Raw genomic sequence first — 15,087 nt, 5'->3', positions numbered from 1 at the left:
GAGCGGGGCATTGACGGCGGGCAGTACGACGGCGCGGACCACGGAAGGGATCTCCTCGGTGTGGCGGACGGAAGGGTGACGAACGGCGCGGAAGGGCTGGGCGCGGGCGGGGCAGGCGCGCCCTCCCCCCCCCCCCCCCCCCCCCCGCAGATTCGATCTTCTTCAGTCGTTTCAGGGGGTGTTGGGCTCCGCCATTCGAACCGAGATTCGCCGTTGGCGTCCGCAGGTACGGCGACGCAGAACCATCTATCTCGGTGGTGGGGTGCTCCGATTTCGGAAGCTCGAAGGCTGATCCATTTAGCGTCATACCCGCTCTCGGCCAGCCCCGCGAGGACTTCCGCGAGCCCGCGCGTCCGGATCGCGGCAACGTTTTCCAAGAAAACGAAATCCGGTCGAAGGACGCGAACGGCGTCAAGGACGTTGAACCAGATCGCTGACCTTGCATCACTCAGCCCCCCTCTTCGTCCGGCGTTGCTGATTCCCTGGCACGGGAAGCCCGCCGTGACAATGTCGATTTCTCCAATGAGGGCGGCCCAGTTGATGGCCTGCACATCCCCCAGGTTCGGGGCGTCCGGGTACCGGGCCGCCAGGATCTGGGAGGCGTGCGGGTCAATCTCCGCGACGTAGCGCACGCGCTCCCCGGTCAGTGCCTCCACGGCAAGCCCCAGGCCCCCGTAACCGCTGCACAATTCCAAAATGGGCATGACGAGCCCACCCCCCTTACGTGTGGGCCTACTTGGCGAAGACGCCGAGACCGGCCGGCATCGCGTCGTCGTCGGCCAGGCGGACACCCACAAGCGCGATGCCCTTGTTGGTCTTCTTGCGGACAACCCCGCGCTCCTCCATGGCCCCGAAGAACGCACGCCGCGTCCAAATCTCCTTGGCGGGCAGGTTTTCCGCCGTGCACCAATCGAGATAGGTGTTGAAGGCGGCCCCGCCCGGCATCTGGCTCTCGTCGTGTCGATCAAGGACGCCGGGAAAGAATCCGCTCAGCGCGTCGGAGGTCTCCCGGTACTCCCGCGTGGCATCTGCGATGACCGGCGGGTCCTGAAGCCCGCCCGCGTACCACTCCATGGCGCCCTGGACCGCCCAGGCTGCAATGCCCTCAGCCTCAGCTGTGAGCTTCTGGTCAAGGTAGGGATCGCGCTCTTCCGGCGCGAACCATCTCGTAAACGGAAGCATTTTGACGCGGCGCCAGAGCCCTTCGTCCTGCCCCCGGAAGCGCGGCTTGTGATTCGTGGAAAGGACGATAAGGAAGCTGGGCTTGAATTCAAAGAATTCCTGTCTCATGAACCGGGCAGACATCATGTCCTTGCCGGACGCGCGCTTGAGAATCGCTTCCGACATGGGCTTTCCGCTCTCGCCTTCGCTCGCCATGACGAGCCGGCTACCCCTGAGTGCCGCAATGTCGTTGGGGATTCCGCCGCTGGGTCGCTCTTCGAAGGTGGCAAACGCGGTGGTCTTCGTAACCGACCGGAATACGCTGGTCAACGTGTCGGTCGCCACTGACTTGCCGTTCGCGCCCTTCCCCCACAGGATCACGAAGCACTGTTCGGCCACGCTGCCGGTGATCCCGTAACCCACGAGCCGCCGGAAGTAGTCGGCCAACTCCGGCCGGTCCGGGAAGACTTCGGACAGGAAGGAGAGCCACCGCGGACACTCGGCTTCGGGCCGGTAGTCGAGATCCAGCGCATACGTGAGCATGTCGGCTTTGTTGTGCTCCCGCAGCTCCCCGGACCGGAGGTCCACCGTGCCGTTGGCGAAGGTCAGAAGCTCCGGGTGGGCGTCGAACGCCGCCGCGTCCACATGGACGGACGGAACCGCCCGCAGCTCCCGTATCAGGCTGTCGATCTTCCGGGTGAGGGTGAAGCCCTGGGCGGTCTGCTGAAGCCGGGCCCCAGGGTCGTCCTTGGGCTCCCCGCCCTTCTCCGCGTGGGCGGCGCTCAGCTCAGCGGCTGCCACGGTCAGGGCGGCGCCCATGTAGTGGATGGCCTGACGGACACGGATGTCACTGCGCTCCCAGACCGTCCCGGACCACATGTAGAAGCCCAGGCCCGGGGCATGCTTGATCGTGCCCTGCGTGAAGGCAACCAAGGCATGGGCGTTGAGCACGTCGGACGAGCCGTAGCGCTCCGCGAACTCCGTCATGAGGCGGACCGCACGGGCGGCTTCGTCAGCGTCCGGAACGAGTGCCCCCGTGGCGCCGTCAACAAGTGCGCTGCCGACCGGATTGATCGGGCAGGCTGCCTTCACCGCCCGGTGCAGAGCCGTGGGGAAGGCGGCTGGGTCGTCCTCACGCCACCGGGTCAGGTCGTGGCCGGCCGTGGGAATGTCTAGCGCAAAGACTTCCAATCCGTAGGCGGCAAGTCCCTCCGCCAGGCGCTGGGTAAACCCGGCCCCCGCCGGGTCGTGGTCACCGGCAACGATGACCTGGGAGCCCCTGAGTCCGTCAGCCAACTCCCGGATCAGGTCCGGATTTCCGGCCAGACTCGCGCCCCGTACGGCCACCGCGTCGTAGCCCACGCCTGTCACGGTGAGCGCGTCTCCGGGCCCCTCCGTGACGATGGTGACGCCGTACCCGCCTCCGCCGCGAAACACGCCGTACGCGGCCCAGTGCATCCCTTCCGGGTTCATCAGGCTCAGCCACCGCCCCGGGCACTGCCCAGTGAGATCCCGGCCCTGAAGCCCCCGGACCACGCCGGAGAAGTCCCTCAGCGGAACCGTCAGACGTGGATACGCCAGAAACGAGCGCGAGCGGTACGCGAAGGCGAAGCCGTAGCCCGGCGCGTCCACGCCAAGCATGAGGTCCGCCGCCGCCTCCACGACCAGTCCGAAGCGCTGAGCAACGTACGCCCGCGCCGCCCCGGCGGCATGGTCCGTGAAGTCCCCCAGCTTCGTTGCCGACTCGTCCACGTACCGGGCGAGCGCAGCCGTCTCCGCGACGCCCACGAGCTGGGGGCGCACGGACGACACGGTCAGACCCTCCCCGTCTGAGTCGAACAGGTCCGGGAAGCGGAGCCCCACGGCGCCGATCACGTCTTCGTTGCGGCAGCCGGCCCGGCAGACGAAACGGACCTTGTGGTCATCCCCGCGCCAGATCCGAAGTGACGGACGGGAATCCCCGTGCGCGGGGCACAAGGCGAGATAACCCCCGTCCGCCTCTTCAGAGACCTGGGAGAACCGGGCGAGTAGGTGAGTGAAAAGCATGTGCGCGCCTCCTTCACCCGGTCTCTGGGGCGCTGATTGCCTACGGCACCCCGGCGCGCATGTCGGCAACGAGCTGGGTGAAGTGCTCCACGTCGGTAGTCAGGTACCAGCGGCCGGAGTCGAGACCGCGCACCGCGGGAGCAAAGGCGTACCGCTCGCACATCTCCCGCGTGGACACCCCCAGGGCGACACGCACCCGCGTCCACGTCCGTACGCCGAAGTGCACCCTGCCCAGACGGACGTTGGCCCGCCGAAGCTTGTGCACCACCACGCCGTACGGGTAGCCCGCGTGGAACGCCTCAACGTGCGCCTGGCGGAGCCACGTGGGGACCGCCGGGGATTTCACGTCCTTGCACTCAAGGACGAAGGGCGGGCAGTGCACGTCGCCCACGTCCTTGACGCCTTCCTGGGCGGCCCGCCTGACGTTGAGGGCAGAGAAGATGTCCTTGAGCCTGCCCGTCTCGTCAACAAGCCCCAGGGCTTCGTTGAGGTGATCACGAACGGCGGACTCCCACGCGGTCCCCCGCGTTTTACTGGGGTTAGCCACGCCACCACCCCCACAGCGCAAAGGCGACCACCAGCAGGAAGGCGAGTGCGGCAAGTGCGAGTGAGCCAGCCAAGGCGAGCGCAAAGGGCTCACAGTTCAGCGCCGCTCCGGAGATCTGCGTTTTCATTCCTCCCCCTTGCACCTACTCACGTGAGTAGGTTGAAAATGCGAAAGGCCGGACAGCACCCAGCGGGTTCCGTCCGGCCCTTCCTTGCGGTCTACGCGTCGCGCTCCGTCACGTTGGACAGGCACAGCCGCGCGTGTTCGTTCGAGATCCATTCCTTCCGCAGCCGCTTACGCGGAACGAAGCCCGATTCGGCCCCGGTCGGCTGTACGAGAAGCATGGGGCGAAGGATGCCGTCCACCTTGCGGACCCTGTTTCCCTGCCGCGCACCGTAGGTGATCAGATCTCCCCGGTACAGCTCGTTGCCTGCGTAGTCGGAGACCGTCCCACGCCTACCCATAGACGAATTCCTCGTCCACGCCGAAACGTCGTCGTCGCTCGTGGATCACATGCGGAATCGCACCCGGCTTCCATTCCCAGAGCGGCGCCTTGAGCGCCGGGTCCGGCAGGGACCGAAGGAGCGTGGCGAACTCCCCGGCCCCCGTCTTCACAGTCGAGTGCGGACCGGGAAGGTGCCCGGTCACCGCTCCTCTGCAATCGCGTCGTCGTACGCGCCCAGTACCTCGATGACGGGCTTGCGGAAGTCCACCTTCTCACCGGAGCCGTTGATGAAACTGACGTGTTCCAGGGTCAGCCGGCACAGGGCCTCACCCTCAACCGCGTCAAGCGCGTCCTTGACTTCGTGAATGACCTCAGCGAGCGTCCACGCGGAAGCGATGAGCTTGCCCTTGCCCAGCTCGTAGTCATGGGCGAGACGGAACGTCACGTTGATGGACGGGGCCGGGCCGATGCCCTGACGGGCCGCGTCCTTGCGCTCACTCATGAGCTTCGGGCAGCCGCACGGCTCCCCCTTGCGCTCCGGCGGGGACAGGAAGCTCACGCCGTCGCACTCGTGGACCGGACCGGTACGGCCCCAGAGGATGAGCTTGTCTTCAATCGCCTTGCTACCGGCAATGACGATCTCCACGGACGGGGTGTCCGTCAGGACCTGAAGATTGGCTTCCTTCGTCGGGTCGTACTCCTCAACGGCGCCGCCCATGAGCTGGGCGATAGCGTCGGCAACGGTCGGGTCGCCGGTCAGCACGCGCCAGTTGGCGAGACTGACGGGCTTCTTCTTGACCACCATGCCCGACCGGAACTGAAACGCGTAGTCGTTGCTGAACTCGTGCTCCGGCTTCGGCTTCGGCTTGGCGTCCGGGTCGGTGGCGAAAATCTGAAGCGCCATATGCGCTCTCCCCCTGGGGTGTTGAGTGATCAGGGGGAAGGGCGGGACTCTGGGCCGGCCGCGCCTTCCTCCTTCACCCGGGGTCTAGGGGGCCGATTGCCCACGGCCTGGGGACGATGCGAAAGCCCCCGGCAACCGAAGTCACCGGGGGCGGAGGCGGGTCTACTTGGCGCGGCGCTGGGTGCCCGTCACGAGCTTGGCGGCAGCCTGGGCGATGGCCCGGCCAATGACGGTCTTGGACGTTTCGCGGTCCCAGGTGAAGATCTGGCGGAGCCGCAGGAAGGTGGCGAACACGTCGGCGGAGTCGATACGGACCGGCTTGAAAGCCCATGTCTCGTCCGTGATGTGGAGGACACACGCACCGTCAAGCTCCGGCATGGGCTCACTCACGCCCTGGGCGTCGATGATCCGGTCAGCGTGCGCGTACGCGGACATCTGAAGCGCCACGTCCGGGTAGGTCGCCTTCGACGTCTTCCAGTCCGCAATCACGGCGTGCCGCTCCCCGGAGCGGTCCGGGGTCGGCTTCCCGTTCTCGTCCAGCCACACGTTGAGGATGGCGTCAAAGCTCCCGGCGTACCCGTGCTGATCCGACCACGCCACGTCTTCGGCGCGGACAAGCTGGGGATTGACCGCCTCAAGGAACTCCGCGAAGTGGTCGCGGTAGGGGATCAGGTCCGGGTGCACGCGGCCCAGGGCCTCACCCCGAATCATGCGCTCAAACAGGTCGTGGGCAGCGGAGCCCACGTCAGCACGGCGCTTCGTGTACCGCCTGGCGGCGCCCTTGAGGTAGTCAACGGCGCCCTGACGGTCGCGCTCCGCCATGGATGCCACGAAGTCGATGGAGTCAATGGCCAGTTCCGCGGTCATCTTGGCCGCCCAGTGCTGCAAGAACGGCTTCGGAAGCATGGAGATCACGGACGTGACGCCGGGAACCTTGAGGTCAGGCTTTTCGGGGTCGAAGTAGAAGCGGCTGCCGCTTCGGGTGATGGTTCGGATCTGGCCCATGGGTCGGGCCCCCTTCAGGCTCGTGGTGAGTGGGTCACCACGGGTCTGGTGGGTCGATTGCCCAGGCAGTGACGGAGTGCCGGAATGACGGTCCTCCCGCAATGCAGCCCTATATATGAGTGGCTGGTCTCCTGCCTGGAACCAAACCACTCGTCATTCCGGCACTTCGTCACTCTGCCGACGCTGCCCTACCGCCGGCCCCGGCCACGGCCCCGGTGAAACGCGGTGTGGGCGGCTTGGCGGACAGCTTCGTACCTGCGCTTCCGCTCCTCCGCCGGAATGGCCGCAACGTCAGCGAGCGCCGCGCGGATCTCGTCCGCTAGCTCCTCCGCTCGCCGCGGTGATGTGAGGAGGTCTTCAACGAGCCGGGTAAGGCGGGCAATGCGCTCTTCGGATGTCATGCGGTGGTCTCCTTCGGGTACGCGAAAGCCCCGCCGGTCCGCTGGGGTCCGACGGGGCTACGGGCAACTGCTGGGTCAGATCTGCTCAGACAGCTCCTGAGCACGCGCGGCAAGCGCCTTGAGCCTGTTGCGGACCTTGCGCTTCTGGGTGCCGTTGAGCTTCGCCGCGTTTTTCTCCGCCTTGTCCAACTCCCCCTGGATCGTGGTGAAGTAGTTCTCAAGGCGGGCTTCGGGGGTCAGCTTGGACTCATCCGCCTTCCCGCCCTCAAGCTCCTTCGCGGCAGCGCGGCGCTCCCGCTCGATCTCAGTACGCCCCTTGCGGGGAAGTTCGATGTCCCGTGCCGCGTACAGCTCGTACACGGCTTCCGTGAGGCTTGCGGGGTTCTCCTCCGTCTCCTTCTCCTTGGCCTTGAGGTACGCGGCAGCGGCCTCCGGGTAGTACCGAGTGACCTCCTCAAGGCCCGCTTCCTTGTCCACGTCGAGACCACGCAGGTACTCAACGAGAACGTCAGAGCGCTTGTTCTGGACGGAGCGCTTCAGCTCGTCCAGCGCGTCCGCCCGGTCCACGTCGTCCACGGCGAGCGCATCGCTCACTCGGTTATAGATCATCTTGGCGCGGTCGCGGGTGGCCTTCGCCCCGGCGTTGAGGTCCGGCAGCTCCTTGTATTCGCTCTCCTTGCGCATGGCCAACATGATCTGGAAGACCGTCTTGCCGATCTCCCGCATCTTCACGCCCAGGCTGATCCCCTCAAGGGCCGCCTCCGCGCCCTTGGCAACGAGCGCTTCCATCTCCGGCGTGATGATGGTGCCTTCGAAAAGCGGTGTGCTTCCAGGCTTCTCTACGTCCCCGGCGGGCTCCTCGGCGTCCGCTGCTTCCGGCCCCATCACCTTGAGGGCGTCCGTCAGTTCGCCGCGGAGCGTGCTCCGGAGCTTCACGGACCCGGTTCCCTTGAGGTCCTTGAGAAGCCCTTCGGTCACCATGACGAGTTCCGCCACCGCGTCCGCGTCGGCCCCGTCCGCAATGTGCGAGCGGACCCGCTCAACGTTCGCCTTGACCTCTGCCGTAATCGCGTCGTTCGCGGTCATGTGGGCCTTCTCCCGTGTGTTCTGGTTCTCAACGGTGATCTCAAGCTCTGCTTTGCGCCGGCGGGCGTTCGGCGCAGCTTCCTGCTTCTCGTCCGCCGCCATGGCGGCAACGAGCCTTACGCACGGAGTACATGTGACGTAGGGGGTGCCACAGTGACGAACACCGTTGATCGGCTTGTTGCACAACGTGCGGATGTCGGCACCCCGGGCCGTGTGCACGACCTTGCCCGTGGCCAGGTAGAAGACCTCAAAGCCCTTCGGCTTCGTCACAGACACCACGCCAACCCCCCTACTGCCCCGTCCCGCATTTTCTGGAAAACCGTAGCAGCAACTCAGGCCCCCAGTAACCACTTTACGGAAACAAGCTACTCACGTGAGTAGCTTGGAAACGACGAAAACCCCCCACCCGCCTGGGGTGAGGGGCCATCCATCGGTCACCGGTACCGAACGAGCCGGTCAGCGGCACAGTCCAGCTCAGCGAGGCTCCCGGCATTCGTCACCGTGCGGTCCGCCGGGTGCTTGTCCAGCGCGGTCTCGCTCTCGTGATTCGCGTTCGTTCCCAGGTTCGGGGCGCCGGGCCGGTTCACCCGAACGAGAAGGAAGCCACGAGCCCTGAGCGCCGCGCATTCGTTGGCGTGGCGTACGTCGGTTACGACCACGGGGAGGTTCCACGTGTCGGCAACGGCCACCTTGTCCATGGCGAGATCAACCCAGTGGTCCGGGTTCTCATCACGGGCAGCCTGCCCCAGGCGTTGAAGGGTGCGCCGGATCTCCGGGCATGTGTTCTTGGCCTTGTCCCAGCCCCAGCGCCGGACTACCTGAGTCAGGCGAACGGGCAGCGGACCGTATCCGGCGGGCTCGTACATGACCACAGGGTCAAGGCTGAGTGCCATGTCCTTGAGCGGGTCTGCGAAGGCAACCCGTGTGAAGGCCCAGGCGGACGCGAGCCGCCGACCGATGGTGTCCTTGCCCGACCCGGCCCGGCCCATGAGTGCGACGTGTCGATAGGTCATCCCCAGTCCCCTTCGGTGAGTTGGTCTCACCTGCGCTCTGGGGAGCCGATTGCCTATGGCCGGTACTTGCCCGCGTACGCGGCCAGGGTCTTGCGGTCCTCAAGGCGCTGGACCGCCTCACCGGTGCCCAGCACAGCAGCGACCACACCCAGGATGAGCGCGGACGGCAGTGACGGGACGAAGTGGGTCACGAGCGCGAGAACGGCCACGGCCACGGTGTAGAGGCGGGCAGCGTGCGACTTGACGAACTCCATGTTGGGAACCCCCTGTTGTTGCTGTGAGTGATGGTGTGGGCCGCGTCGTGAGCCAGCTCGTCCACGCGGGGACGCTCCGGCGGCATCCCGCGGCACGTTGGGTGACGGTCAGACCTTCGGCACGCGGAGCTTGTCCCAGCTCGTCCGCCCCGGCCACCCGTCAGCGTCGGAGCCGGTGAAGCCCAACTTCCGCTGCCACTTCTGGTAGCTCTTGCGGTCTGCCTCGGTCCAGCGCGGCCCCGGGCCTTCGACGTACGCGGAGCACGCCTCAGCCACGAGCCGGCGGCCCATGGCGGTGACGAGCGCACTGTTGGGACTGCTCTTGAAGAAGGCCGCCCCGGGGAACGGCGCGTACTGCGGAGCGCTCGCCTTCGTCTTGAGTTTCTGGCCCGGCTGGATCACGTAGGGCGCCTTGATCCCATTGAGCTGTGCAAGGGTTTCCCACCTGATCCCCAGGGCCTTGCCGATGCCGGACAGGGTGTCCCCGGCCTTCACGGTGTACGTGCCGGTGGACGGGGCCGGGTTGGAGCCGCCAACGATGGTCTTCGCGCGCTTCAGGATCTCCGGGAGCTGGGCCACCACGTGGGAGCCGGGACACGACGTGTGACCGCCCCAGGCGCTTCCGCCCATACCGTGGTAGCCCAGGCCCCGACCCGAAGGGTCGGTGGTGAGCTGAAGCGGGACACCGTGGGTCTTGTGGGCCCAGGCGAGCACTTCGGCGCACCGGGTGAGCTGGGCGTCCGTCAGCGCGTCACCCCCACGGCCTTCGTTCTCGATGGAGAGCCAGCTCCTGTTGCCGCCTGCCTGGGCCCATGCCCTGTTGGCCGTGTCCACCCACTGGCAGAGCTGACCGGCGCGGCTCGTGCCGAAGTGGCTGGACGCCTGGGCCGCCGGGTTCCTGAACCAGGAGTCGGTTCCGGCGTAGGACCCGTCCATGATGTGGACGACCACGCCCCTGACTGCCTCCTGGCCGCCGGCCGTGTGGTTCACGGAAATGGGCTTCCATGCAGCCCCGTTGAATCGCGCCATGGGCGCACTCCTCCATTTTCGGGAACGCCCCGTCGGTGGACGGGGCATGTTCGTCGTGGGTCTGGTGGGCCGGTTGCCTACTCACGTGAGTAGGCACTCAGGCCAAAGCGGCCCAGAATCGGTTGGCGCCGTTCTCGATCGCGCTGACCGTGATGGACGCGGGGGCGGACATGGCGGCCGTGCCGCTGATCACGCCATAGCGCTTCACGCTGCTGAGTCCGAAGACGTTCGGCGGGGCATCGAAAGCCGAATCGGCGCACAGCATCATGGGCCCGTCATTTGTGCTCGTGTTGTAGCGAAATGCCCACGCCACGTAGTAGATCCCAGCGGGCAGGGACACACTTGCCGTCAGCGGCGCGGAGACGGCTGTCCCGCCCAAGTTGTGGACTCCGGCGATGACGGTCTCACCGGTCAGCGCTGCCGTGGTGCCCACGCGGGTACCGCTTGCGTCATAGATCGCTCCCCAGGAGCCTGCGAGCATCCCCCCGGCATACCCGCCGAAGTGCCAGACGATTTTGGCCACGGTGGTTGGGGCACGAAGGACAACGGCCGCCAGGCGAAGGGCTCCGTTGCCGGAATAGATGGGCTTGGACATTCCCACGGCCGGGTCGAAGGCCCAGGCTGTCAGGCCCAGGTCCGCGGGTCGCCAGTCATCCACGCTGCTGACGGAGCCTGCCCCAGGGTCGCCCTTGTCCCCCTTCGGACCGGCCGGGCCAATAAGCGATGCGAGCCACTGCTCTTCGCTGCCGGTGTACCCGCCGGCCACAGCTACCGCGTAGGCGCTCAGCCCCGGAGCCCCCTGAGCACCGGCCGGGCCGGTGTCGCCCGCAGGACCGGGAACTGAACTATCCGCTCCGGCTGCGCCCTTGTCACCCTTCGGACCGGGCGGGCCAACGAGCGACGCGATCCACTGCCCTTCAGTGCCGACGTACCCGCCGCTGACCGCCACCTGATAGGCACTGGCCCCGGTCTCTCCCTGGCCACCCTGGGGACCGACAACGGGCACGTAGTTGGGCGTGGTCGGGTCCGCGGGCGCGATGTCGGCAAGGTCCACGTCCGGAACGTTCTGGGGAAGCAGCATGGCGAAGGACCGGGAGCCGACCACGCCCGCAAGGTTCTCCTTGACGCTGTAGGCCCAGCCGGACGGATTCATGCCGGGGGCGTCCGTGGCGGGCAGCTCAGCGGTGAACGCGCCCCTCTCGTCAAGCTGGGCGATCACCGGGCCGGCAATGAAGAGATCCGCTTCCGGGAAGGTCAGAAGTCCCGGGGCGGAGAATGTGATGTTTCCGCTCAGGGACCGGCCGTCCGGTCCCAGATATCGGCCGTGGACACGCACGGTCGGAATGCTGGACGGCAGCGGGCTCGTCTCGGTAGGCGTGGTCATGCGTCCCCCAAAGAAATAGTCCGGATGCGCGGTTAAGGGCGCGCTAGGAGTTCCGCTATCTGTGCGCGAAGCTCTGCGTTTTCGCGCCTCAACTCAATAACCTGCTTGCGGAGTTCAACGATTTCGTCTGCCTGCCGCTGGGATTTGCTGGCGAAGGCTTCCGCTTCTTGGCGCCATGCGTCCCGCATTCCCGACTTCCACTTGTTCAGCGAGATAGCCAGGAACACGAGCACGGGAACGACTACTTCGGCGCTCGCTGCCAGGCGGGCTAGATCCATCCCGCGTCACCTCATGTCCGGTGGAGCCAGTCGGTCCCTACCCCGATGGCTCCGGCGGCCGATTCCTCAACGAATGTGTTGAGGGGAAGTCCCACAGCGAGCGTTGGGGGGCCTGCGGCCACGGTGTACCGCGTGCCGCTCTGGATCACGACCTTGTTGAGCCGGTAGTCCACGCGGATGGCCCGCCATGCGTGGTCGTCCTCAAACCCGATGGGCTGCGGGTGCCGCCATACAAAGGCCAGCTCCTGAGTCGTCCCGGTGAAGTGCGACTTGGTCACCTGAAACTCAACGGACCGCGTCCCGGTGATCGGGTCGTACAGGCTGAAGGTTGCCGCCACGTCCAGCGGATTCGTACCGTCCAGCGTCGGGATGAAGAACGGCACCACGGCAAAGACAACGGGCATGTTCGCGCCGGTCGTGTTCACTGCCCCCAAGATGTGGAAGACGTTGGCGTCAGCCACGCCTTCAAGGTAATCGGACTGGAACGAGCCGACGGGAAGCCGCTCGAAGACGCTGCCGAACTGGGGCTTGCGCTCAAGGGCGGTCAGGCGGCGCTTCATCTCGTTCAGCTCAGCCACGAGCGACGGAGGGTAGGCATTAGTCTGAATTACCACTCGCGAAGACCTCCTTGTTGGCCATGGCAAGGCTGATGGATTCGGTTCCGTTGTCGTCCACGTCCACCGCGCGCTCAGTCACCACAAATTCGTCAAAGAGCGCCACATAGCCAGATTCCGCAATTACCGTTCCGGTGTCCCCTGGAGTGAACTCCGTGGGGCTGAAAAGCCCGGGGTACAGGGTCAGCGTGGGTACCGCTATGGCCGTACGCCCCACGGCAGCCAGGGCAGCGGCCTTCGGAACGAGCGACCCGGAATCCTTCACATCGGAGTACGAAGCCGTAACCGCCTTCCGAGGAATGCGCCCGGCAACGCCCGGGTTGGCAACCTGGGCCCGTGGTCGGCCCCCGGCGCCGTTGTCCGCACCGAAGACGGTCACGGTAGTGGCCAGAGATGAGCCGTCATAGGACACCGCGGTCACGTTGCAATTCACGCCGTGCTGAAGCTGATACGGAAAGAGCGAGTCACCCCGGGCCGACTTCAGCAGGCGATTGCCCACCCGCTTCCCGCGGTCCGCCCAGTAGGGCACGTAGCGGAAGTTGAAACCGCCGAAGTCGTCGGCCAGCTCGTCGATGGCTTCGCCTATGTTCTTGTACTCATAGTCGAACCATTTGCGCGACCGCTTCCCGCCCGTGGGCGAGAGGTAGGACGTATCGGTACTGATACCGCCGTTGTCGTTGGCGTACTCGACCCACTCCGTGAGCAACAGGCTTTGATCCGAAGCGGCCCGGTCGTATCCGTTTTCCAGAAAGCGTCCGGAGTAGTACGAGTGGTATCCCGACGCGTTGAGTGTCAGCGTGCCGCCGGCCAGATCAGCGTTGAGGGTCCACAGGATGCCACCCCAGACAGGTTCGCTGTCCCGCACCACCACGAGCCCAGTGCCCACCGGGTACAAACTCCCGTCCGCCTCGGGGGCGTTCAGCGGAATCGTGACGGCCGCTGACCCAGCCGCGTTCAGGCTCTCCGTGTACCGGATGGCGGTGACCGGCAAAGAGGCGACTGCTTCACCGGTCATCATGTTCGTCTGAAGCACTTCGTACCGCGCTGCCACGCCACCCCCTACGTGTTGGCCGGAGACTTACTGAAGCTCTCGTTGATGTAGGCGTTGCCCGTCACTCCGGCCGTGCCGAACTCGATCGCGCCGGACGTCATGAGTGCGATGCGGGCCGTTCCCGCGGACGCCGACGTGTACGAAGCGCCGACGGTCCCGTACGTGTTCGTCTTCGGCTTCGTGGTGGCAGCGGGCAGGGTCGCGAGGATCACGAGCTTGTTCAAGGCAGTGTTGCCCGGGGAGAAGGTCAGGTTCCCCGACAGTTCCCAGCTCGTTGAACTTTCCCGGACCCACAGAGTGCCGGTGGTCGTGATGGTCGCCCCGGCGGAGTTCGTGAAGTTCTGAAGCGTACACACACGCCACGGCCCGGGATCGGAGGTGAACCACTCACCGGCCTTCGTGCGCACCCAGCGCTGACCGGTGCTCAGGTCCATGCACACGGCCCCCGGGCGAAACGGTGCGGGCATGGGGAGTTGGCCGTTCCAGTCCACGGCGACCGTGCCCGGCGCGGGGCTGAACATCTGGTCTTGGTACTGGCCCGTAATGCGGACGGGCGTGGTCGTGAACGTCGTGGTTGCCTTCGGCACGTCCACCCAGCCCAGCGCAACCGCGTTGTCCGGACGCGCCGGAGCGGACGGTGACGCGGCCGGCGTGCCGGGGATGAGTTCCACCTCAAAGCCGTTGATCGGGTCACCGGCTGCCGTGGACCGAAGGCGGGCAAGGATCAGGTCCCGCCTGGGGTTGTTGTTGTCGGGCATGGGCACGGCGACGGTGGCGCCTTGGCACCACGCCCAGGTGGCGCCGTTGGTCGGGTGACCCACGAGCGCGGATACGGCGCCCACATACACCGTGCGCGCGCTCTGATCGGAGGTCAGCACGAACTCATTCGCCACAAACAGGTGCCGCGCCGAACCCCGGGAGGTCAAAAGTGCATTCCAGGTAGCCATATCGGAAGCGCCGTACGTCGCCCCTTCCTGGAACCATGCGAAGCCCGCCATGCCATCACACCCATTCATCGATCCATGCCAGTTCGGCCGCAGCCGCACTGAACTCGTTGTCGTGCCTCATCCGAAGCCGGTGGTCACCGCTCGCGTACTCGGGCCATGTAGAACCCGTCATGACGAGCCCGGTGATGTCCGTGCCGTCTGTGCGCGTCACGAGCTGGGCGGCGCTGTCCACGGTGCAGGCCCCGTCGAACCTCACCCCGAACCACCGGCCCGTCGTGTCATCCCGCAAGACAGGGTTCTTCGCGTCCCGGAACTCGATGACAGGACGGGCAGCGACCGAACCCCACTGAGTGAAGCGGGATATGGGGTCGGGCGGCGGTGCGCTACTGCCCTTGATGGTGAAGGGGACGGATACGGGAAAGGTCAGTCCGCCGTCCAGCGGAGGCCGGACCGAACTCCGGACCGTCACCGTGCGGGCTCCCTGCCCGTAGATCGTCGGGTCGGTGGCGAAGAGTTCCACCACGACGTTGCACACCCGATGGGCGAAGTTCAAGTCAAGCGGACCGCTCCGCTTCCTGGTTCGCGCCTTGATCACCGCTGTCCGGTCTCCGGCCGCTCCGGGGAAGCGGAAGCGGAAGGGACGCTCAGGCGTGGCCGGCAGGAAAGCCGCCTGCACCTGTGTCAGCGCCCGCGTGAACTCCTCCCTCGTACCGTAGATTTCCAGCGTGAGCGTGACCGTCCGGCCGCCTAGGTAATCGTCCCCGGCCCAGAGCCCATGACGCTGCACAAGGGCCAGGTCCGCGGTTCTCACGTCGGGCGTGGACAGCAGCCCGTCAACGGCAACGATCGAGATGGCGGAGTCAGGGGCTCCCACGACGAGCCCGTTGAACTCACATGTCCAGTCGTCCAACTCCGCCATTTC

At 66.2% G+C, this 15,087-nt stretch carries 18 protein-coding genes; all 18 read right to left on the bottom strand.

Translation table 11 applies throughout. From position 1 onward, the window contains the following. A partial coding sequence (locus ACLJWH_RS30465) for a DNA cytosine methyltransferase (protein ID WP_411144989.1) occupies positions 1-704 on the bottom strand: 704 nt, incomplete at its 3' end. 28 nt (positions 705-732) lie between these two features. Continuing rightward, the gene (locus ACLJWH_RS30460; RefSeq protein ID WP_411144988.1) at positions 733-3,207 is read right to left on the bottom strand and encodes a phage/plasmid primase, P4 family; all 2,475 of its coding nucleotides are present in this window, start codon (positions 3,205-3,207) and stop codon (positions 733-735) included. A 40-nt stretch (positions 3,208-3,247) separates the two neighbouring features. Continuing rightward, entirely contained in the window at positions 3,248-3,754 is a 507-nt protein-coding gene (locus tag ACLJWH_RS30455; RefSeq protein WP_411144987.1) for a hypothetical protein, read from the bottom strand. Then, a complete protein-coding gene (locus ACLJWH_RS30450) occupies positions 3,747-3,881 on the bottom strand; it encodes a hypothetical protein (protein ID WP_411144986.1) in 135 nt (44 codons plus the stop codon). The genes ACLJWH_RS30455 and ACLJWH_RS30450 overlap by 8 nt, the downstream gene beginning before the upstream one ends. A 91-nt stretch (positions 3,882-3,972) precedes the next feature. Next, the gene (locus ACLJWH_RS30445; protein ID WP_411144985.1) at positions 3,973-4,218 is read right to left on the bottom strand and encodes a hypothetical protein; all 246 of its coding nucleotides are present in this window, start codon (positions 4,216-4,218) and stop codon (positions 3,973-3,975) included. Then, a complete protein-coding gene (locus ACLJWH_RS30440; protein ID WP_411144984.1) occupies positions 4,211-4,402 on the bottom strand; it encodes a hypothetical protein in 192 nt (63 codons plus the stop codon). The genes ACLJWH_RS30445 and ACLJWH_RS30440 overlap by 8 nt, the downstream gene beginning before the upstream one ends. Then, entirely contained in the window at positions 4,399-5,103 is a 705-nt protein-coding gene (locus ACLJWH_RS30435; protein WP_411144983.1) for a hypothetical protein, read from the bottom strand. Before ACLJWH_RS30435 ends, ACLJWH_RS30440 begins: the two co-directional genes overlap by 4 nt. A gap of 162 nt (positions 5,104-5,265) precedes the next feature. Continuing rightward, a complete protein-coding gene (locus ACLJWH_RS30430) occupies positions 5,266-6,108 on the bottom strand; it encodes a hypothetical protein (protein ID WP_411144982.1) in 843 nt (280 codons plus the stop codon). A gap of 476 nt (positions 6,109-6,584) precedes the next feature. Then, positions 6,585-7,865 (bottom strand): hypothetical protein, encoded by a 1,281-nt coding sequence (locus tag ACLJWH_RS30425; protein WP_411144981.1) that lies wholly within the window; start codon positions 7,863-7,865, stop codon positions 6,585-6,587. A 164-nt stretch (positions 7,866-8,029) separates the two neighbouring features. Beyond that, entirely contained in the window at positions 8,030-8,608 is a 579-nt protein-coding gene (locus tag ACLJWH_RS30420; protein WP_411144980.1) for a hypothetical protein, read from the bottom strand. A 53-nt stretch (positions 8,609-8,661) separates the two neighbouring features. Continuing rightward, positions 8,662-8,862 carry a hypothetical protein gene (locus ACLJWH_RS30415; protein WP_411144979.1) on the bottom strand — a complete coding sequence of 67 codons (201 nt, stop codon included), beginning with the start codon at positions 8,860-8,862 and terminating at the stop codon, positions 8,662-8,664. A gap of 108 nt (positions 8,863-8,970) precedes the next feature. Beyond that, positions 8,971-9,891 (bottom strand): peptidoglycan-binding protein, encoded by a 921-nt coding sequence (locus ACLJWH_RS30410; RefSeq protein ID WP_411144978.1) that lies wholly within the window; start codon positions 9,889-9,891, stop codon positions 8,971-8,973. A gap of 97 nt (positions 9,892-9,988) precedes the next feature. Further along, positions 9,989-11,275, bottom strand: coding sequence for a collagen-like protein (locus ACLJWH_RS30405; RefSeq protein WP_411144977.1), 1,287 nt, complete (start codon positions 11,273-11,275; stop codon positions 9,989-9,991). Positions 11,276-11,307: 32 nt separating this feature from the next. Further along, entirely contained in the window at positions 11,308-11,553 is a 246-nt protein-coding gene (locus ACLJWH_RS30400) for a hypothetical protein (protein ID WP_365370435.1), read from the bottom strand. A gap of 11 nt (positions 11,554-11,564) precedes the next feature. Further along, positions 11,565-12,131, bottom strand: coding sequence for a hypothetical protein (locus tag ACLJWH_RS30395; protein ID WP_411144976.1), 567 nt, complete (start codon positions 12,129-12,131; stop codon positions 11,565-11,567). A 19-nt stretch (positions 12,132-12,150) separates the two neighbouring features. After that, complete coding sequence (locus ACLJWH_RS30390; protein ID WP_411144975.1) at positions 12,151-13,218, bottom strand: hypothetical protein; 1,068 nt, start codon at positions 13,216-13,218, stop codon at positions 12,151-12,153. An 8-nt stretch (positions 13,219-13,226) separates the two neighbouring features. Further along, complete coding sequence (locus ACLJWH_RS30385) at positions 13,227-14,216, bottom strand: hypothetical protein (RefSeq protein WP_411144974.1); 990 nt, start codon at positions 14,214-14,216, stop codon at positions 13,227-13,229. 4 nt (positions 14,217-14,220) lie between these two features. After that, positions 14,221-15,075, bottom strand: a complete 855-nt coding sequence (locus ACLJWH_RS30380) for a hypothetical protein (protein WP_411144973.1) — start codon at positions 15,073-15,075, stop codon at positions 14,221-14,223. Positions 15,076-15,087 lie beyond the last annotated feature (12 nt).

This window comes from Streptomyces sp. x-80, assembly GCF_046549095.1.
Taxonomy (GTDB): Bacteria; Actinomycetota; Actinomycetes; order Streptomycetales; family Streptomycetaceae; genus Streptomyces; species Streptomyces celluloflavus.
Note: the sequence above shows the minus strand (reverse complement) of the source record. Positions and strands in the feature narration are given on the sequence as shown.